We start from the raw sequence: 18776 nt of genomic DNA, 5'->3' as shown, positions 1-18776 counted from the left end.
ACATGAGTCAGGCGTGTCGTGACCTCAGCGCGTGCTGGCGCGGACCACCAGGCGGTGGGGGATGACGAGCTGCCGCGCGGCGCGGCCGGGGTCGTCGATGCGGTCGCTCAGCAGGTCGAGCGCGGTGGTGGCGTAGGCGCGCAGGTCGAAGGCCACCGTCGTCAGCGGCGGGACCGCGTACCGGGACCCCACGAGGTCGTCGAACCCCGCGACGGCGACGTCCTGCGGAACCCGCAACCCCCGCTCCCACAGGACGCTGAGCACCCCGAAAGCCATGGAATCCGTGAAAGCGAAGAACGCGTCAGGAATGTCGTGCACCGCAAGGAAATGGCGCGTCGCGACCACGGCTTCGTCCGTGGTCCAGGTCTCCGTGGGGATCTCGAGCGACGGGTCGTGGGCGATCCCGGCCTCCGCGAGCGCGAGCCGGTACCCGTCCGTGCGCTGCCGCGCCGCCGCGTTCTCGATCGGACCCGGCGGCCCGACCACCGCGATGCGGCGCCGGCCCGTCGCCAGCAGGTGCTCGGTCATGTCCTGCGCGGCACGCACGCTGTCCACACCCACGTGGTCCGCCCGGTCCTGGACGACCTCACCGATGAGCACAGTGGGCGGCAGCGGACCCGCGACCACGGGGACGGCCGAGTCCTCGAGCGACACGGGGTTGAGCACGAGGCCTTCGACCAGGTGCGACCGCGCCCGGGACAGCAGCTCGCGCTCGCGTTCGGGCTCCGCGGCCGTCTCCTCGATCTGGACCGACCAGCCCCGCGCGTGGCCTTCCTCGACGAAGTGGTGCGCCAGCTCGGCCGAGTACGCCGTCGACAGGTCGGGCAGGGCGAGCGCGATCAGGCCGTAGCGCCCGTTGCGCAGGCCGCGGGCGCCGAGGTTCGGGACGTAGTCGAGCTCGGCGAGCGCCCGCTCGACCCGCTCGCGCGTCTCCGGGCGCACGAACACGACTCCGTTGATCACGTTGGAGACGGTCTTGGGCGACACGCCCGCCCGAGCGGCGACGTCCTTCACTGTGGCGCGCACGGCGCCATTGTTCAGCATCTGTCGATAAGGGGGTGCACAGGGTCCCCACATTCGGCTGCGTTCTCGTCACAGGCCGCCCACGCACGGCCCCGTAGGCTGGCGCCCATGATGACGACCGCACTCTCGGCCGCCGGACCGGTCGTGGCCCTGGGCCCCGACTTCCTCGACCCGCAGCACCTGATCGACTCGTTCGGTACCTGGGTGCTCCTCGGCATCATGGCGATCGTCTTCATCGAGGTCGGCCTGCTGTTCCCGATCCTGCCCGGCGACTCGCTGCTGTTCACGGCCGGAGCCCTGGTGGCGCAGGACAACCTGCAGATCGACATCACGATCTGGCAGCTGGTGGTGATCCTCATCCTCACCGCCTACGCCGGCACCCAGACCGGCTACCTCATCGGGCGCAAGCTCGGACCGAAGGTGTTCAGCAAGCCCGACTCGCGGATCTTCAAGCAGAAGTACATCGACGAGACCTACGCGTACTTCGACAGGTACGGCGGCCGGACGCTGATCGTGGCGCAGTTCATCCCGTTCGTGCGGACCTACGCCTCCGTCGCCGCCGGGGTCGGCAAGATGCCGTACCGGCACTTCGCGCTCTTCAACGCCATCGGCGTCATCCTGTGGGCGGGCGGCGTGACGATGCTGGGCTACCTGCTCGGGAACATCGAGTTCATCAGCAAGAACATCGAGGTGCTGCTGGTCCTCGTCGTCTTCATCTCGGTCGTCCCGGTGCTCATCGAGGTGTGGCGCAAGCGCCGCCGTGAGAAGGCCGGGCTCCCTGCGGACGACGGCCGCGACGAGCGCTACGACGAGCAGTCCGAGCGCGACGAGGTCGAGCGCAAGGCGTTCGGCGCATGACGCACCACGGCCCCCGGGAGATCCGCTCCTGGCTGTCGGACATGGACGGCGTCCTGGTGCACGAGGGCACGGCGCTGCCCGGAGCCGCCGAGTTCATCCGTGCGCTGCGCGACAACGACCGGCCGTTCCTCATCCTCACCAACAACTCGATCTTCACCACGCGCGACCTGCGCGCCCGGTTGTCGGCCTCCGGCATCGACGTCCCCGAGGACGCCATCTGGACCTCCGCGCTGGCCACGGCGCAGTTCCTGATCGACCAGATGCCCAACGGCTCCGCGTACGTCATCGGCGAGGCCGGGCTGACCACCGCGCTGTACGAGGCCGGGTACACCCTGACCGCCGCGCAGCCCGACTTCGTGGTGCTCGGCGAGACCCGGACCTACTCGTTCGAGGCGATCACGCAGGCCATCCGGCTGATCCAGGGCGGCGCGCGGTTCATCGCGACCAACCCCGACGTGACCGGCCCGTCCGCCGACGGCGACCTGCCGGCCACCGGCGCGGTCGCGGCGATGATCAGCGCCGCGACGGGGCGGCAGCCGTACTTCGTCGGCAAGCCCAACCCGATGATGATCCGGTCCGCGCTCAACCGCATCGACGCACACTCGGAGACCACCGTGATGGTGGGCGACCGGATGGACACCGACGTGGTCTCCGGGATCGAGGCCGGGCTGCGGACGTTCCTCGTGCTGTCCGGCTCGACCCGGCTGGCCGACGTCGAGAGCTTCCCGTTCCGGCCCACCGAGATCCTCGACTCGGTGCAGGACCTGATCGAGCGGGTCTAGGCCCCGCTCAGACTCAGAAGCTGACCTCGGGCGCCGCGCGCACGCTGGGCTCGTCGGCCTCGAAGTACTCGGCGCGCTCGATGTGGAACGCGCCCGCGATGACGTTGGACGGGAACGACTCGACCTTGGTATTGAGCTCGCGGACGTTCGCGTTGTAGAACCGGCGGCCCGCGGCGATGCGGTCCTCGGTGTTGGTGAGCTCGGCCTGCAGCTGCTGGAAGTTCTCGCTGGCCCGCAGCACCGGATATGCCTCGGCGACGGCGAAGAGCCGGCCGAGCGCCTGAGTCAGCTGGTTCTCCTGGGCGGCCTGCTCGGCGGGGCCCGACCCGGCGCCGATCGCGGCCGCACGAGCGCGGGCGACCTCCTCGAACACGCCCTTCTCGTGGGCCGCGTAGCCCTTGACCGACTCGACGAGGTTCGGGATCAGGTCGTGCCGGCGGTGCAGCTCGACGTCGATCTGCCGCCAGGCCTCCTGGACCAGGTTCCGCAGCCGGATGAAGCCGTTGTAGGTCGAGACGGCCCAGATCAGCGCGATGACGACGATCACGACGAGGACGATCAGGACGATGACACCGGTGCTCACAGCGCAGGCCTCTCAGCGGTCGGTCAGGTCAGCCGATCGTAGCGTCGAGGGGGTCGTATCCGTGGTCGAGCCAGACGTGCCGCGGGATCGAGCGGACGACCGCCGAGAGCAGGCCGAGCCGGGTCGCCAGGTTCTCCAGCGCCGATGACCCGGGCTCCCACGAGATGATCCACGTGCCCTCGATGCGCCACGGCGTGACCGAGCCGTCGCGCAGCAACCGCTCCATGAGGCGCGGGTGCACGATCGCGTGCCCGACCTGCGGGTCGGACGCCGTGACGCGGAACTCCCTGTTGAACGCCTCGGACTCGAACTGGATGTCCTGGCCGCCGAACAGCTTGTCCAGCTTGGCGCCCAACCCGTCGCGGGTCACCTCGACGGTCGGCAGGTACGCCGGCAACCCCAGCGCGACCACGTGCGCGGTGTGGCTCGTCTTGTCCTTCTCGTCGCCCGTGGTCCACGCGTAGGTGAAGGACACGGCCTGGTGACCGTCGAAGGCGCCGCGCAGCACCTCGGTGGCCCGCTTGTTGCGGCCCTGCCCGAACGGCTGGGCGTCCGAGAGGTGGACCAGGGAGGGGTCGGACCCTTCGAACGTCCAGCGGTTGCGCAGCGCCCACTGCTGGAACGCCTCCTGGCGCTTCTTCTGCATCATGTAGGCGAGCACGGCGAGGATGACGACGCCGAGGGCGACGGTGGCGAGCAGGACGCCGTTCACGGTCAGGCGAGGCCGAGGTCCGACAGGCTGAACAGGTAGTGGTACGGCACGCCGAGCGCCTCGATCTTGGCCTGCGCACCCGTGGCGCGGTCGACGATCACCGCGACGCCGAGCACCTCAGCGCCCACCTCGCGCGCGGCCTCGACGGCGGCGATGGGCGAGCCGCCCGTGGTCGACGTGTCCTCGAGGATGACGACCTTGCGGCCGACGATGTCCGGACCCTCGATCCGGCGCTGCATGCCGTGCGCCTTGGCCTCCTTGCGGACGACGAACGCGTCGAGGTCCTGCCCGCGGGAGGCGGCGGCGTGCAGCAGGGACGTCGCGACGGGGTCCGCCCCGAGTGTCAGGCCGCCGACGGCGTCGATCTCCGCCGTGCCGAGCCCGACCTCCTCCAGCCGGTCGAGCAGCAGGTGCCCGATGAGCGGCGCGGCGCGGTGGTGCAGCGTGACGCGGCGCAGGTCGACGTAGTAGTCGGCCTCACGGCCGGACGACAGCGTGACCTTCCCGTGCACGACCGCGAGGGTCTTGATGAGCTCGAGCAGCTGCTCGCGGGGCGTCGGGGAGAGGTCGGTGCTCACGGCGGTCAGGCTACCGGGCGGGCTCGCCCCGACCGCTCAGTCCGTCGTGGCGGTCTCGATGACGAGGTCCGTCTCCTGCCCCTGGTACGCCCGGCGGTAGCGGCCGAACGCGCGGACGGCGCTGCGCGGGGCCAGGCGAGCGAGCGCCGACGCCGTGCGGTAGCGCAGGCTCGGCGTCGAGATCACCGCCCCGCGACGCACATCGGCAAGGGCTGTGGCCACGACGTCCTCCGCGTTCAGCCACGCGATCTCGGGGTACGCGGTCATGTCGATCTCGCCGCGCTCGTGGAACTCGGTGTGTACGAAGCCGGGGTTCAGGGCGGTCGCGGTCACGCCGGTGCCGCGCAGCTCGACGGCAAGACCCTCGGTGAACACGCGGACCCAGGCCTTGTGCGCGGAGTAGGTGCCCGACGTGAGAAGGGCGGCGACGGACGCGACGTTGAGGATCGCGCCGCGGCCGCGCTCGACCATCGCGCTGGCCGCGGCGTGGGACAGGACCAGCACCGCCGTGACCATGACCTCGAGCGCGGACTCCTCCGTCTCGAGGTCGCCCGTGACGAACCGCTGGTTCAGGGCCAGCCCAGCGTTGTTGACCAACAGGCCGATCGGGCGCTCGGTGGCACGCAGGCGGTCGGCCACGCGCTCGACGTCGGCGCGGACGGAGAGGTCGGCGACGAGCACCTCGGCGCGGATGCCCGCGGCCGCCTCGAGCTGCCTGGCGAGTCGCGTCAGGCGCTCCTCGTTGCGCGCCACGAGGACGACGTCGTGCTTGGCCGTGGCCAGCTGCCAGGCGAACTCCAGACCGAGGCCGGCGGACGCGCCGGTGATGAGTGCGGTTGCCATGGGGAACACCCTACGGAGCCGCCCCACCCCCACGCGCGCGCTGCGCGCCCGGCGACCAAGCCCTGAGTGTCGTCATCGACGCTGGTGGCGGCGCTCAGGGCTTGGTCGACGTCGGCACGGGGTCCGACGACGTCCGCGGGCCTGTGGATCGGGGCGACCCGGGCGTCGGTGGCGGCACGTAGGGTGTGCGCGTGACTGACGGGTGGGGTGGCGACGTGCCGGACTGGCCTCTCGACGAGGAGCCGCCGTTCGACCCGTTCTACGACGCCGCGCCGCCGGAGCACGAGCCCGCCCGCGGCGGTCGTGCCGAGCCTCCCCCGCGTCCCGACATCCCGCGCGAGGTGGCCCAGGAGCTCGACCCGCAGGCCGCGCTGGCGGCGGCGGCCGAGGTGCTGCACACCGTGTGGGGGTACGACGCCTTCCGCGGCGAGCAGGCCGAGATCATCGACACCGTCGTCCGTGGCGGCGACGCGCTGGTGCTCATGCCCACCGGCGGCGGCAAGTCCCTCTGCTACCAGGTGCCCGCGCTGGTCCGGCAGGGCACCGGCGTCGTCGTGTCGCCCCTGATCGCCCTCATGCAGGACCAGGTCGACGCGCTGTCGGCGCTGGGCGTGCGCGCCGGGTTCCTCAACTCGACGCAGCAGTCGTTCGAGCGCCGCAAGGTCGAGGACGCCTACCTCGCGGGCGAGCTCGACCTGCTCTACCTCGCGCCCGAGCGCCTGCGCGTGCGGGAGACCATCGAGCTGCTGGACCGCGGCACCATCGCGCTGTTCGCCATCGACGAGGCGCACTGCGTGTCCCAGTGGGGGCACGACTTCCGGCCCGACTACCTGCAGCTGTCGATGCTGCACGAGCGCTGGCCCGAGGTCCCCCGCATCGCCCTGACCGCCACGGCCACCGAGCAGACCCACGCGGAGATCGCGCAGCGCCTGCAGCTCGGGGACGCCAAGCACTTCGTCGCCAGCTTCGACCGGCCCAACATCCAGTACCGGATCGCACCGAAGGACAAGCCGCGCGACCAGCTGCTCAACCTCCTGCGCACCGAGCACGAGGGCGACGCGGGGATCGTCTACTGCCTGTCGCGGAACTCGGTCGAGCAGACCGCGCAGTTCCTGGTCGACCACGGCGTGCCGGCGCTGCCCTACCACGCAGGGCTCGACCGGCAGGTGCGCGCGCGCAACCAGAGCAAGTTCCTGCGCGAGGACGGGATCGTGATGGTCGCGACCATCGCGTTCGGCATGGGCATCGACAAGCCCGACGTACGGTTCGTGGCGCACCTCGACCTCCCGAAGTCCGTCGAGGGCTACTACCAGGAGACCGGCCGCGCGGGCCGCGACGGGCTGCCGTCGACCGCCTGGCTCGCGTACGGCCTCGCCGACGTCGTGCAGCAGCGCCGCATGATCGACACCTCCGAGGGCGACGCCGCCCACAAGCGGAGGCTGACCGCGCACCTCGACGCGATGCTCGCGCTGTGCGAGACGGTGTCGTGCCGCCGGGTGCAGCTGCTCAACTACTTCGGCCAGCCCTCGGAGCCGTGCGGCAACTGCGACACCTGCCTCACGCCGCCCGAGTCGTGGGACGGGACCGTCGCCGCGCAGAAGCTGCTGTCGACGGTCGTGCGGCTGGAGCAGCGCGGGCAGCGGTACGGCGCGGGGCACCTTGTCGACATCCTGCTGGGCAAGGAGACGCCCCGGGTGACGCAGCTGGGGCACCAGTCGCTCTCGACGTTCGGCGTCGGGAAGGACGTGTCCGACAGCGAGTGGCGCGGGGTCATCCGACAGCTGCTGGCGATGGAGCTGCTCGGCGTCGACTCCGACGGGTACGGGACGCTGCGGCTTGCGCCGGACAGCGCCGAGGTGCTGCGCGGAGCCCGCGAGGTGCGGCTGCGGCGCGAGACCGAGAAGGTCGTGCGGTCGCGCGGGTCGCGCTCCGGCCGGCCGACGGCCGCGGCAGACCTGTCCGACGACGCGCTCGAGCTGTTCGAGGTGCTGCGCGCCTGGCGCGCGGGGGTCGCCAAGGAGCAGGGCGTACCCGCGTACGTGGTGTTCCACGACGCGACGCTGCGCGAGGTGGTGACGCAGCGGCCGACGTCGCTGGAGCAGCTGGGCGGGATCAGCGGCATCGGTGCGGCCAAGCTCGAGCGGCACGGGCCGGGACTCCTGGCGGCGCTGGCCGAAGTCGGCGAGCCGGCCTGACCCGGCAAAGCGCTGGACCCGCTCTGGTGCACTGGACCGCATGTTCCGGTACGAGTCCGACCCGCGCGTCGGTGCCTGGCTGAGCCCGGGCCCCTTCGGCGCGACCGTCGGCTCGCTGGTGCCGCGAGGTTTCGAGGCCTACGCGCGCGTCCTGCACCCGATGTACGACGCCGACTTCGCGCCGGTCTCGTGGGCGGAGGTCGCCGCGACGACCGGGCGCGTCCTGCACCCCACGGCCCAGGCCTGGCGGTTGGCCCGCCGCTCGGACGTGCACGCCGGGCGGCCCGCGCCGGAGCCCGGGGTGGCCGGCGATGCCCCGGCCACGGACGTCGAGTGGCCTGGCGACGATCCCGCCGAGGGCTCCCTCCCGCCCGCCCAGCTCCGAGCACTGTCCCGGGTCCTGGCCCCGCACACCGACGGGGACCTGGTCGCGGCGTTCTGGGAGGGTTCGGGCTGGGAGGGCGGGATGCAGGTGGTCGCGTGGTTGTCCAACGACCCCGACGCGACACCGCCCCCACCGACCCGCGCGCCCGACGCGCTGGCGCCGGCGGTCCTGCGTGGCCCGAAGCTCGAGCTTCCGCACCGCGCCTACGTCCTGTTCCGCGCCGCCCCCCGCGATCTCGAGGCACTCGCCGACGGCCGGGCCGCGGCCGACGTCGACCCGTTCGCCCCGGGGTTCCGGACGCCGAACCTCCTCTGTCCCGACGACTGTTCGTGGTGCCTCGCGACCGAGGTCGACCTCGACTCGACGGTTGTCGGCGGGACCCGGGCGCTGGTCGACGACCTGCTCGCGGCGCCCGACCTCGAGGTGATGGAGGTGGCCGAGACCGACTCGCTGGGCTGGTTCGACGACCAGGTCAACGTGTCCTGATCAGGCCCCGAACCGGCGGCGCTGGAGCTCGCGCACCTCGTCCACCAGGTCGGGGACGGGCCCCTCGACGGGGATGCCGGGCGCGACGGTGCGGATCGAGAGCGGGGCGACCGCGGCAGGGGGGACGCCCCACTCGGCCAGCCAGCTGCCGGTCTGCGCGGACGACGTCACGTAGACGATCCGACCCAGGCCGACCCAGGCATGGGCCGCGGCGCACATCGGGCAGTGCTCGCCTGACGTGTAGACGGTCGCCGCCGCGCGTTCCTCGGGCGTGAGGTGGTTCGCCGACCACCGGGCGATCTCGAACTCCGGGTGACGGGTCTGGTCGCCGTCCTTGACGCGGTTCCGGTCCTCGAAGCGGACCCGGCCGTCGGCGTCGACCAGGACGGAGCCGTAGGGCTCGTCGCCGTCGTCGAGCGCCTCGCGCGCGAGATCTACCGCGCGGCGCAGGTGGACCAGGTCCGTCTCGGTGATCGTCACGCGCCCAGCCTGCCAGACGGCATGTCAGCGGACGACGCGCAGCGGCGCCTGACCCGTCGAGCCGCGGATGACCAGGTGGGTCGGGAGCTCGACCGTGACCGTGCCGCCCGGGTGGGTGGGGGCCAGGCGGGCCAGGAGCAGGTCGGCCGCCGCGTGGCCGGCGCGCTCCAGCGGGGCGGCRATCGTCGTCAGGCCGGGGCGGACCAGGTCGGCGCCGAAGACGTCGTCGCAGCCGACGACGCTGAGGTCGCCGGGCACGTTGACACCGCGCTCGGCCAGGCGGTCGAGGATGCCGAATGCGAGCAGGTCGTCGAAGGCGAGCACCGCGGTGGCGCCGGAGTGCAGGACCGCGTCGGCGGCCGCGGCTCCGTCCTCGCGGCGGGGGACGAACGGGCCGAGGCCGATCACCTCGACGCCGAGGCGCTTGGCGGCGGTGCGCAGGACGGCGCGGCGGCGGCGGTCGGACCAGGACGCGCGGGGGCCGCCCGCGTAGACGACGCGGCGGTGGCCCAGGGACGCCAGGTGGGCCAGCGCCTGCCCGGAGCCGCCGGCGGTGTCGACGAGCACGCCCGACTGGTCGGCGACCGGGCGGTTGACCGTGACCATCGGGAAGTCCGCCGCCCAGGCGGCCAGGCGGTCGTCGTCGAGGCGGGAGGCCGCGAGGACGGCGCCGTCGACCGTCGGGCGCAGCGCTCGCAGCGCGCGCTCCTCGGCCTCGACCGACTCCTCCGCGTCGACCAGCACGTGGATGTAGCCGTCGGCCCGCAGGCGCGCGGCGGTGCCGCGGACGATGCCGAAGAAGTACGGGTTGGTGACGTCGGGGACGACGAGCGCGACCATGCCGGTGCGGCCGGAGCTCAGCGCCCGGCCGGACAGGCTCGGCGCGTACCCGAGCTCGCGGGCCGCCTCACGGACACGGGACGCGGTGCGCTCGTTGACCCGGCCCGGCTTGGTGAGCGCGCGGGAGGCCGTCGAGATGGCCACACCGCTGGCGGCCGCGACGTCGCGGAGGGTGGGTGGCCTGGTCATCGGTCCTCGTCGCGCGATGGGCAGCGCCGGACCGACCGGCCCGACGCGTTCCCATCGTTGCCGGGAAGACCTCGGTTGGCAACTCTGGGCAAACGTTTGTCTCGCGCGCCGGTCGCGCCTACGGTGGGACTGCACAGCACGTGCCGGCGAGGTGGCCGGCGACGGGAACGATCGCCGACGGTGTCGTCGGCGGGACGGAGCATTCATGCCCACGGACCACGGGGACCCGACAGCGCCCGGCAGCGCGATCCGCAGCGCCGAGGTGCTGGTCAGCAGCCCGGACCGGAACTTCGTCACGCTGCGGATCACCACCGAGGACGGGGTGGTCGGGCTTGGCGACGCGACGCTGAACGGCCGCGAGCTGTCCGTGGTCTCGTACCTCGCCGACCACGTGGTGCCGCTGCTCATCGGCCGCGACGCGCACCGCATCGAGGACACGTGGCAGTTCCTCTACCGGTCGGCGTACTGGCGGCGCGGGCCGGTGACCATGGCGGCGATCGCCGCGGTCGACGTCGCGCTGTGGGACATCAAGGCCAAGGTCGCGGGGCTGCCCCTGTACCAGCTGCTCGGCGGCGCGAGCCGGAACGRGATCATGGCGTACGGGCACGCGAGCGGCCGGGACCTGCCCGAGCTGTTCGACTCGATCCGCCACCACCAGGAGCTGGGCTTCCGCTCCATCCGCGTGCAGACCGCCGTGCCGGGCATCGACGCCGTGTACGGGGTTGCGGCGCAGCCGTCGTCGTCGGGTCGCTACGACTACGAGCCGGCGCAGCGTGTCCCCCTGCCCGTCGAGGAGGACTGGGACACGCGGGCCTACCTGCGGCACATCCCGGGCGTGTTCGAGGCCGTCCGCAACGAGTTCGGGCCTGAGCTGCCGCTGCTGCACGACGGGCACCACCGGATGACGCCGATCCAGGCGGCGCGGCTGGGCAAGGACCTCGAGCCGTACGACCTGTTCTGGCTGGAGGACTGCACGCCGGCCGAGAACCAGGAGGCACTGCGGCTGGTCCGGCAGCACACCACGACGCCGCTGGCCATCGGCGAGGTGTTCAACACCGTGTGGGACTACCAGACGCTGGTCCGCGAGCAGCTCATCGACTACGTGCGGTCGGCGGTCACGCACACCGGCGGCATCTCCGCGCTGCGCAAGATCCTCGACTTCGCAGCGCAGTACCAGATCAAGTCCGGCATCCACGGGCCGACGGACATCTCACCCGTCGGCATGGCCGCCGCGCTGCACCTCGACCTCGCGATCCACAACTTCGGCATCCAGGAGTACATGCAGCACGGGTCTCGCACCGACGAGGTGTTCCGGCAGTCGTTCACGTTCACCGACGGCTACCTGCACCCGGGTTCCGAGGCGGGCCTCGGGGTCACCTACGACGACGAGGCCGCGGCGCGCTACCCGTACCAGCCCGCGTACCTGCCGTTCAACCGGCTCAAGGACGGCACGGTGCACGACTGGTGACCGTCCACCCGATGTGGCTTCCCGACGAGGCGTTCCGCCCGCTCGGGTCGCGGCGGGTGCTCGTCGCCGTGGGGCCGGACGACGGGCCGGTCGCGGAGACGGTGATCGCCGAGGTCGCGGCGGCGGAAGAGCGGTTCGGCGGGCAGCTGGTGACGGCTCCGGTGAGCGTCGACGACGCTCTCGCGTGCGACGTGGTGCTCGCGATCGTCGGGAGCGCCGGCCAGGTGGGGACGGCGTCGGCCACCATGCCGCCACCTCCTGGCTACCCGCCGCGGATCGATCCCTACCTCCCCGCCGTGCAGGCCGTCGTCGAGGACCTGCTCGCTCTGGGCAGCAGCGTGCTCAACCCCGGCATGTTCGGCCTCGGGCGGCACCGGGGCAGGACGATCGTCGTGTCGGCCGACGCGGCCGGCCTCCTGTACGGGCTGCACGCCCTGGTTCGTCGCGGGGAAGCGGCCTTCTCGGGACCCGACGACTTCGTGTGGGACCTTCCGGTCAACCCGATCCGGATGCTCGACCACTGGGACAACACGGTGGTGCACCCGGTGATGGGCCAGGTCGAGCGCGGCTACGCGGGCTGCTCGCTCTTCTACGCCGACGGGTGCGTCCGCGAGGACCTGTCCCGGGTCGCGCAGTACGCGCGGCTGCTCGCGTCGGTCGGGATCAACGCCGTCGGGCTGAACAACGTCAACGTCCACGCCGCCGAGGCCCGCCTGCTCACGGACCACGTCGACGACGTCGCCCGGCTGGCCGACGCCTTCCGGCCGCACGGCATCCGCGTGTACCTGTCGGTGAGCTTCGCCTCGCCGATCACGGTGGGTGGGCTGTCGTCGGCGGACCCGCTCGACCCAGCCGTGCAGGACTGGTGGGCGTCCGCGACCCGGGCGGTCTACGCGCGGATCCCCGACTTCGGCGGGTACGTCGTGAAGGCCGACTCCGAGGGGCAGCCCGGCCCGTTCGCGTACGGCCGCGACCACGCCGACGGCGCGAACCTGCTGGCCAGGGCGCTGGCACCGTTCGGTGGCACGGTCTTCTGGCGCGCGTTCGTCTACGACCACCACCAGGACTGGCGCGACCGGTCCACCGACCGCGCGCGYGCCGCGTACGACCACTTCGCGCCGCTGGACGGCCGGTTCGACGACAACGTCGTCCTGCAGGTCAAGTACGGGCCGATGGACTTCCAGGCGCGCGAGCCGGTCTCCCCCGTGATCGCCGCGATGCCGCGGACCCGGCTGGCCGTCGAGCTCCAGGTGACGCAGGAGTACACCGGGCAGCAGAAGCACGCCGTCTACCTAGGGCCGCAGTGGGCGGAGATCCTCGACTTCCCCGTGGCCGAGGACGGGCGATCGGTGCGGTACGTCGCGGCGGGGCTGCCCGGCGGCACGATCCACCGCGGGGACGACCCCGTGCCGCCCGCCGGCGGGCTCGTCGCGGTCTCCAACGTCGGGGACGACGAGTTCTGGACCGGTCACCCGCTGGCGCAGGCCAACCTCTACGCGTTCGCGCGGCTCGCGTGGGGTGAGGACGACCCGATCGCGATCCTCGACGAGTGGATCGGGCTCACGTTCGGCCAGGACCCGGATGTCCGCGCTGCGGTACACGCCGTGCTCGACGACTCCTGGCGCACCTACGAGAGGTACACCGCGCCGCTCGGCGTCGGCTTCATGGTCCGGCCGGGCCACCACTACGGCCCGGACGTCGACGGCTACGAGTACACCCCGTGGGGCACGTACCACTTCGCCGACCGCGACGGCATCGGCGTCGACCGCACCCGCGCCACCGGAACCGGCTTCACCGGCCAGTACGCGGCCCCGTGGCGGGACGTCTACGAGTCGCTCGAGACCTGCCCCGACGAGCTGCTGCTGTTCTTCCACCACGTGCCGTACACGCATGTGCTGCACAGCGGGAAGACGGTCATCCAGCACCTCTACGACACGCACGCCGACGGGTACGACGAGGTCGTGCGCATGGCTTCGGCGTGGGCATCGGCGAAGGGGCGGGTGCCGGACGCACTCTTCGACCGGGTGACCGAACGGCTGGGCGAGCAGCGGCGCAGCGCCGGCGAGTGGCGCGACCAGCTGCGCAGCGCGTTCTTCCGCCGCTCGGGGATCCCGGACGCGACGGGGCGCACGATCTACTGACCTGGCCCAGACTCGGGGCATGACGCTCAGCACCCAGGTCCAGCTCGTCCGCCGCCCGCAGGGGTGGCCCGTCCCGGAGGACTTTCGCACCGTAGCCGTCGAGCTGCCCGACCTCGGGCCCGACCAGGTGCGCGTGGCCAACGAGTTCCTCTCGGTCGACCCCTACATGCGCGGCCGCATGAACGACGCCGAGTCGTACACGCCGCCGTACGCGCTGGGCGCGACGATGACCGGCGGCGCGGTGGGCCGGGTCGTCGAGTCGACCTCGGACACGGTGCCCGTCGGCGCGGCGGTCACGCACGACCTCGGCTGGCGGGACGTCGCGCAGGGCGACGCGAGCCGGTTCCGCGTGGTGCAGGACGGCGTGCCGCTGTCGGCGTACCTCGGGGTGCTCGGGATGACAGCCTTCACGGCGCACCTCGGGCTGCTGGAGATCGCGCAGATGAAGCCCGGCGAGGTCGTGTTCGTGTCCGGGGCGGCGGGCGCGGTCGGGTCGATGGTCGGGCAGATCGCGCGGCTCAAGGGCGCGTCGCGCGTGATCGGGTCGGCGGGGTCTAGCGAGAAGGTCGCCCTCGTGAAGGAGAAGTACGGGTTCGACGCCGCGTTCAACTACAAGGACGGCCACGTCTACCGGCAGCTGCGGGCAGCGGCACCGGACGGGATCGACGTGTACTTCGACAACGTCGGCGGGGTCCACCTCGAGGCGGCGCTCGGCACCCTGAGGCGCGACGGCCGCGTGGCCGTGTGCGGCGCGATCTCCGGCTACAACGACGAGCAGGCGCAGCCCGGGCCCCGCAACATGGCGCGGATCACCCAGCAGGGGCTGACCCTCAAGGGCTTCACCGTCGGGTTCCACACGCAGCACTACCCGGCGTTCCTCGCGGACATGCGCGAGTGGTTCACCACGGGCCAGATCGCCTACGACGAGACCGTGATCGACGGCCTCGACCACGCAGTCGATGCGTTCCTGGCGATGATGCGCGGCGAGACCACTGGCAAGACCGTCGTCAGGCTGTGAAGCGCTGCTCGGCGACGGTGACCACCGGCACGGCCGTCCGCGCGTACAGGTAGGTCAGCGGGGCGACCAGCAGGACGAGAAGCCAGTCGGACAGGTACGCCACGCCCGCGGCGAGCACGAGCACCGACGCGAACCCCAGCGTGACCAAAGGCTTCGCCGCGACGAAGTACGCGCCGAGCCGGGCGACGTCTCGCGTGCGGAACGAGAAGAGCGCGCTGAGCACGAGGGCGTGGCCGGACCAGAGCACGAGCATCACGGCGATCGCCCCGAGGACGACGCCGAGCACCGGCGGGAAGCCCGCGTCGGACAGGTGCGTGAGGTTGACGGCGACGATGGCCAGGACGAGAAGCGTCGGCACCCACCAGCGCAGCACGTCGAGCGCGTCGAGCCGGTACCCGCGCCAGAAGTGCCGGGCGGGCGAGAGGTCGCGGTCGCGCGCGAACACCCGCCACGCGAACAGGGCCGCCGCCACCGACGGCCCGAACGGCAGGCACGCCAGCGCGAACAGCGGGATGTTGCTCGCGTCGCGGTCCAGCACCTGCACGAGCACCAGGCCCGGCGCGCTGGTGAGCAGCAGCAGGACCTCGACCACGAGGAACCAGTACACGGCCGCCGACGAGCGCGGGAGCAGGCCCGTGCCGATCTCGTCGTCGCTCTTGCCCGCCATGGCCGTCATCCGACCACACCGAGGAGCCGGCCGTCGTCCAGTCCAGGATGGTCGTCGGGAATCACGGGCAGCAGCTCGACCAGGGTCACCTCGTGCCGGCCGAGCACCAGGTCGAGGTCGACATGTCCGTCGACGGCGTCCAGCGAGTAGTGCCGGACCGCCGGCGCCGAGGCGTCGTGCAGGAGGTCGAGCACGCGGTCCGACGGGTTCCGCGGGCGGCCGAGCTCGCGCCAGGCGGTCCACGCATTGCCCTCGGTCTCGTTGACGGACCGCCGGACGACGGCGACGCCCGACGGGACCGGGACCCGCAGGCGCACGGTGTGCGAAGCGGGCGCGGAGCCGTAGGGACCGTCGTCCGAACCCCCGAGCGGCTGCCAGGCGAGGACGGTCACGCGGCCGTCGTCGTCGCGGCACACCAGGTGGTCCTCGCCCCGGGCCAGGACGGTGGAGCCCAGGCGGGCCATGAACGCGTACAGGTGGAACGTCGGCTTGCGCACCTGGCGGTGGGTGAGCAGCCCGAACCCGCCGTGGAACAGCGAGGTCGGGATGTTCTCCTCCTCGAACACGTCGCAGAACGTCCAGTACGAGAACGAGTCGACCAGGTCCCCGCCGCCGGCCAGCACGGGGGCCAGGTAGGCGGCGTTCCAGGCCGTGTCGTGGATCGGGTTGTCGGGCCGGTACGACGTGTTGAACTCGCTGATGTGCACGGGCAGGCCCGCGAGCGCGGTGCCCGCCAGGTGCCGACGCGGGGCGTCGAACTGGTCGAGCAGGGACTGCGGCGGGTCGAACGTCTGGTAGACCCCGAACGGCACGTGCTGGGCGGGTCCCGACGAGTACGCGTGGCGGCTCACGAAGTCGACGGGGACGTCGCGGGTGGCGACGAAGTCGGCGAAAGGCGCCCACCACTCGTCGGACCCCGGAGACAGGACCGGGCCACCCACCTGCAACCACGCGTCGACGTCCTTGACCGCGCGGGCCGTCGCCTCGTACATGCGGAAGTAGGCGGCCTGGTCGGCGCCCTGCCAGAAGGCGGTGAGGTTGGGCTCGTTCCACACCTCGATCGGCCAGGTGCGCACTTCGTCGAGCCCGTACCGGTCGATCAGGTGCCGCAGCACGGCGCGGACCAGCGCGGCCCAGTCGTCGTGGGAGCGCGGTGGCGTGACGTTGCCCTTCCACCAGAAGACGGTCTGGTCGCCCGAGGCCAGGGCCGACGGCATGAACCCGAGCTCGAGGAAGGGCTTGAGGCCGATCCGCAGGTAGGAGTCGACCACCTGGTCCACGTACGTGAACGTGTACCGCGTGACGCCCTGGGACTCGCGCAGCACGCCCATGTCGTCCGAGAGCAGGCCGTGCCCGCGGATGTACCGGAAGCCGATCTCGCGCTGCACCAGCGCGGCTGACTCCTGGTAGTCGGCGCGCAGGGCGAGGTTGAGCCGACCGGTACCGACGCAGTGCCGCCAGGCGTCGGGCAGGGGTCCGACGGGGTCGGTGCCGATGAGGACGCGGTTCATGACAGGACGAGCACCTCGGTCGGGGAGAGGGTCAGGGGGTCGCCCAGCTCGACACGACGGCCGGTGAGCAGGTCGGTGCCGGCGACCTCGGAGGTCACGATGACCGGCGACGGTCCGTGGTGCAGGACGAAGGTGTACCGGGCGCCCTCGGGTGCGACGCGGTCGACCACCTCGACGCCGTCGACGTCGGCGAACGGCCCCACGAGCCCGTGCCGGACCAGGACGCGCCGCACGACGGCCGCCACGCCCGCGTCGTCGAGCGCCGTGGCGACGTACCAGGCCTCGCCGTCGCCGCGGGTCGCGCGCGTGACCGCGGGGGTGCCGGCGTAGAAGTCGGTGCCGTACGTCGCCTCGACGACGGTCGAGGGGTCGGGGATCACGACCTCGAACACGTGCCGGGCCTCGTACGTCGCGCCCTCGAGCGTGACGGGGTTGACGACGGAGGGCTGCTGGGCGTCGGTCTCCTCGACCCGCAGGCCGAGCAGGTCGCGCAGCGGGCCGGGGGCGTCGGCGAGGAACGCGTTGTCGTCCTCGTCGACCCGGCCTGACAGGAAGGTGGTGAGCAGCGAGCCGCCGCGCTCGACGACGGCCTCCAGCCGCGACCCGAGGTCGCCCTTGACCATGTGCAGCAGGGGCGCGACGACGACGTCGTACCCGTCGAGGTCCGCCGTGATCGGGACGACGTCGACGAGCGCGTTGAGCCCCCACAGCGCCCGGTGGTAGCTGGTCAGCACGTCGAGGTATCGGACGTTCCGGTTCGGGCCGTCCGACATCTCGACGGCCCACCAGGAGTCCCAGTCGAGCAGCAGCGCCACGCGCGCCGGCGTGCGGGCGCCGAGCGTCGCGTCGCCGAGCTCCGCGAGCTGTGCACCCAGCGCGGCGACCTCGCGGAAGACGCGGGTGTCGGTGCGGCCCGCGTGGTCGAGCACGGCGCCGTGGTACTTCTCGCAGGCGCCGCGGGACTGCCGCAGCTGGAAGAACAGGGTCGCGTCGGCGCCGTGCGCCACGGACTGCCAGGTCCACAGGGCCAGGACGCCCGGGCGCTTCACCGCGTTGACGTCGCGGCTCGCCGTGGTCGAGGGCGTCTGCTCCATGACCCAGAAGGGTGCGCCTCCGCGGAGCCCCCGCATCGCGCCGTGCGCTAGTGCCATCCGGGCCGCGGTCCGGACGGGCGAGGTGTCCTCGGGCGGGTAGTTGTCCCACGTCGCCAGGTCGAGATGCTCGGCCCAGCGGTGGTAGTCGATGGGCTGGTAGAGGCCCATGAAGTTGGTCGTCACCGGCGTCTGCGGCACGTGCGCGCGGATGCCCGCCTTCTCGGCGAGGAAGCCGCCGAGCAGCGCGTCGGACATGAACCGGCGGTAGTCCAGCGTGATGCCCTGGAACGCGGTGTGGTTCGGGCCGCGCCAGTGCTCGGAGAGGGCCGTCGGCGGCTCGACCTCGTCCCAGTCGGAGAAGGTGTGCGACCAGAACGTGGTGTTCCAGGCGTCGTTGAGCCGCTCCAGCGTCGCGTACCGCTCGCGCAGCCAGACCCGGAACGCCGTCGCGCACTGCGGGCAGTAGCAGGCGCCGCCGTACTCGTTGCCCACGTGCCAGGCGACGATCGACGGGTTCTCGCCGTACCGCTGCGCGAGCCGGCCGGCCAGCTCGACCGACAGCTCGCGGAACGCGGGCGAGGACGGGCAGTGGTTGTGCCGCCCGCCGTAGACGTGCCGACGGCCCTCGAAGTCGACCCGGCAGGCGTCGGGATGGGCCCGCGCGAGCCAGGGCGGCATCGCCCCGCTGGGCGTCGCGAGCACGATGCTCCGGCCCTGCGCGGTCGCGAGGTCGACCATGGCGTCCAGGGTCGAGAAGTCGTACCGGTCCTCGGCGGGCTGCAGGTGCGCCCAGGCGAACACCCCGAGCGTCACGGTCGTGATGCCAGCGAGGTCGAAGGCCGCGTGGTCGTCGTCCCACACCCCGCGCGGCCACTGCTCGGGGTTGTAGTCGCCGCCGTAGTGGATCTGGTTCATGGATCTCC

At 72.2% G+C, this 18776-nt stretch carries 17 protein-coding genes; 7 read left to right on the top strand and 10 right to left on the bottom strand.

Translation table 11 applies throughout. From position 1 onward, the window contains the following. Positions 1–24: 24 nt before the first annotated feature. Positions 25–1026 (bottom strand): LacI family DNA-binding transcriptional regulator, encoded by a 1002-nt coding sequence (locus AC1DYZ_RS00585; RefSeq protein ID WP_477063286.1) that lies wholly within the window; start codon positions 1024–1026, stop codon positions 25–27. A 105-nt stretch (positions 1027–1131) separates the two neighbouring features. Between AC1DYZ_RS00585 and AC1DYZ_RS00580 the strand changes: the two genes are divergently transcribed. Both AC1DYZ_RS00580 and AC1DYZ_RS00575 read left to right on the top strand, forming a co-directional pair. Continuing rightward, positions 1132–1881, top strand: a complete 750-nt coding sequence (locus tag AC1DYZ_RS00580; RefSeq protein WP_477063285.1) for a VTT domain-containing protein — start codon at positions 1132–1134, stop codon at positions 1879–1881. Further along, the gene (locus tag AC1DYZ_RS00575) at positions 1878–2663 is read left to right on the top strand and encodes an HAD-IIA family hydrolase (protein WP_477063284.1); all 786 of its coding nucleotides are present in this window, start codon (positions 1878–1880) and stop codon (positions 2661–2663) included. Before AC1DYZ_RS00580 ends, AC1DYZ_RS00575 begins: the two co-directional genes overlap by 4 nt. 13 nt (positions 2664–2676) lie before the next feature. On the opposite strand, the gene AC1DYZ_RS00570 is transcribed toward AC1DYZ_RS00575, so the two are convergent. From AC1DYZ_RS00570 to AC1DYZ_RS00555, 4 genes are read right to left on the bottom strand one after another with little or no spacing between them, the layout of a single operon-like run. Next, positions 2677–3246, bottom strand: a complete 570-nt coding sequence (locus AC1DYZ_RS00570) for a LemA family protein (protein WP_456845601.1) — start codon at positions 3244–3246, stop codon at positions 2677–2679. Positions 3247–3274: 28 nt separating this feature from the next. Then, positions 3275–3958, bottom strand: coding sequence for a type III secretion system chaperone family protein (locus tag AC1DYZ_RS00565; protein WP_477063283.1), 684 nt, complete (start codon positions 3956–3958; stop codon positions 3275–3277). A 2-nt stretch (positions 3959–3960) separates the two neighbouring features. Continuing rightward, entirely contained in the window at positions 3961–4536 is a 576-nt protein-coding gene (gene pyrE / locus AC1DYZ_RS00560; RefSeq protein ID WP_477063282.1) for an orotate phosphoribosyltransferase, read from the bottom strand. A 36-nt stretch (positions 4537–4572) separates the two neighbouring features. Further along, positions 4573–5379 carry an SDR family NAD(P)-dependent oxidoreductase gene (locus AC1DYZ_RS00555; protein WP_477063281.1) on the bottom strand — a complete coding sequence of 269 codons (807 nt, stop codon included), beginning with the start codon at positions 5377–5379 and terminating at the stop codon, positions 4573–4575. Positions 5380–5570: 191 nt separating this feature from the next. On the opposite strand from AC1DYZ_RS00555, the gene recQ reads away from it, so the two are divergent. Together recQ and AC1DYZ_RS00545 are read left to right on the top strand one after the other, a co-directional pair. After that, complete coding sequence (recQ, locus tag AC1DYZ_RS00550; RefSeq protein ID WP_477063280.1) at positions 5571–7574, top strand: DNA helicase RecQ; 2004 nt, start codon at positions 5571–5573, stop codon at positions 7572–7574. 40 nt (positions 7575–7614) lie between these two features. Next, complete coding sequence (locus AC1DYZ_RS00545; protein WP_477063279.1) at positions 7615–8445, top strand: hypothetical protein; 831 nt, start codon at positions 7615–7617, stop codon at positions 8443–8445. Here the strand turns inward: AC1DYZ_RS00545 and AC1DYZ_RS00540 are convergent, their stop codons facing one another. Both AC1DYZ_RS00540 and AC1DYZ_RS00535 read right to left on the bottom strand, forming a co-directional pair. Beyond that, on the bottom strand, positions 8446–8925 hold the full coding sequence (locus AC1DYZ_RS00540) for a nucleoside deaminase (protein ID WP_477063278.1): 480 nt from the start codon (positions 8923–8925) through the stop codon (positions 8446–8448). Between the two features lie 24 nt (positions 8926–8949). After that, the gene (locus tag AC1DYZ_RS00535; RefSeq protein ID WP_477063277.1) at positions 8950–9954 is read right to left on the bottom strand and encodes a LacI family DNA-binding transcriptional regulator; all 1005 of its coding nucleotides are present in this window, start codon (positions 9952–9954) and stop codon (positions 8950–8952) included. A gap of 205 nt (positions 9955–10159) precedes the next feature. On the opposite strand from AC1DYZ_RS00535, the gene manD reads away from it, so the two are divergent. From manD to AC1DYZ_RS00520, 3 genes are read left to right on the top strand one after another with little or no spacing between them, the layout of a single operon-like run. Beyond that, on the top strand, positions 10160–11422 hold the full coding sequence (manD, locus tag AC1DYZ_RS00530; RefSeq protein ID WP_477063276.1) for a D-mannonate dehydratase ManD: 1263 nt from the start codon (positions 10160–10162) through the stop codon (positions 11420–11422). Beyond that, positions 11419–13563 carry an alpha-glucuronidase gene (locus tag AC1DYZ_RS00525; RefSeq protein ID WP_477063275.1) on the top strand — a complete coding sequence of 715 codons (2145 nt, stop codon included), beginning with the start codon at positions 11419–11421 and terminating at the stop codon, positions 13561–13563. Before manD ends, AC1DYZ_RS00525 begins: the two co-directional genes overlap by 4 nt. Positions 13564–13582: 19 nt before the next feature. Beyond that, positions 13583–14581, top strand: coding sequence for an NADP-dependent oxidoreductase (locus tag AC1DYZ_RS00520; protein ID WP_477063274.1), 999 nt, complete (start codon positions 13583–13585; stop codon positions 14579–14581). On the opposite strand, the gene AC1DYZ_RS00515 is transcribed toward AC1DYZ_RS00520, so the two are convergent. The 3 genes from AC1DYZ_RS00515 to AC1DYZ_RS00505 are packed head-to-tail and all read right to left on the bottom strand — an operon-like array spanning position 14571 to position 18768. After that, complete coding sequence (locus AC1DYZ_RS00515; RefSeq protein ID WP_477063273.1) at positions 14571–15257, bottom strand: glycosyl transferase; 687 nt, start codon at positions 15255–15257, stop codon at positions 14571–14573. The two genes, AC1DYZ_RS00520 and AC1DYZ_RS00515, sit on opposite strands and share 11 nt — an antisense overlap. After that, entirely contained in the window at positions 15254–16759 is a 1506-nt protein-coding gene (locus tag AC1DYZ_RS00510; protein WP_477063272.1) for a GH39 family glycosyl hydrolase, read from the bottom strand. The genes AC1DYZ_RS00515 and AC1DYZ_RS00510 overlap by 4 nt, the downstream gene beginning before the upstream one ends. Next, entirely contained in the window at positions 16756–18768 is a 2013-nt protein-coding gene (locus AC1DYZ_RS00505; RefSeq protein WP_477063271.1) for a beta-galactosidase, read from the bottom strand. Before AC1DYZ_RS00505 ends, AC1DYZ_RS00510 begins: the two co-directional genes overlap by 4 nt. Between the last annotated feature and the right edge of the window lie 8 nt (positions 18769–18776).

The sequence above is a fragment of the Cellulomonas sp. P1_C4 genome, assembly GCF_056406355.1.
The sequence above is the reverse complement of the archived record's forward strand: the minus strand, read 5'-3'. Positions and strand labels throughout refer to the sequence as shown.

Bases quoted from the DNA above. Each gene is read 5' to 3' on its own strand.
- AC1DYZ_RS00575 (WP_477063284.1), top strand. From the start codon at position 1,878: ATGACGCACCACGGCCCCCGGGAGATCCGCTCCTGGCTGTCGGACATG.
- AC1DYZ_RS00505 (WP_477063271.1), bottom strand. From the start codon at position 18,768: ATGAACCAGATCCACTACGGCGGCGACTACAACCCCGAGCAGTGGCCG.
- AC1DYZ_RS00545 (WP_477063279.1), top strand. From the start codon at position 7,615: ATGTTCCGGTACGAGTCCGACCCGCGCGTCGGTGCCTGGCTGAGCCCG.
- AC1DYZ_RS00555 (WP_477063281.1), bottom strand. From the start codon at position 5,379: ATGGCAACCGCACTCATCACCGGCGCGTCCGCCGGCCTCGGTCTGGAG.
- AC1DYZ_RS00510 (WP_477063272.1), bottom strand. From the start codon at position 16,759: ATGAACCGCGTCCTCATCGGCACCGACCCCGTCGGACCCCTGCCCGAC.
- AC1DYZ_RS00520 (WP_477063274.1), top strand. From the start codon at position 13,583: ATGACGCTCAGCACCCAGGTCCAGCTCGTCCGCCGCCCGCAGGGGTGG.
- AC1DYZ_RS00515 (WP_477063273.1), bottom strand. From the start codon at position 15,257: ATGACGGCCATGGCGGGCAAGAGCGACGACGAGATCGGCACGGGCCTG.
- AC1DYZ_RS00580 (WP_477063285.1), top strand. From the start codon at position 1,132: ATGATGACGACCGCACTCTCGGCCGCCGGACCGGTCGTGGCCCTGGGC.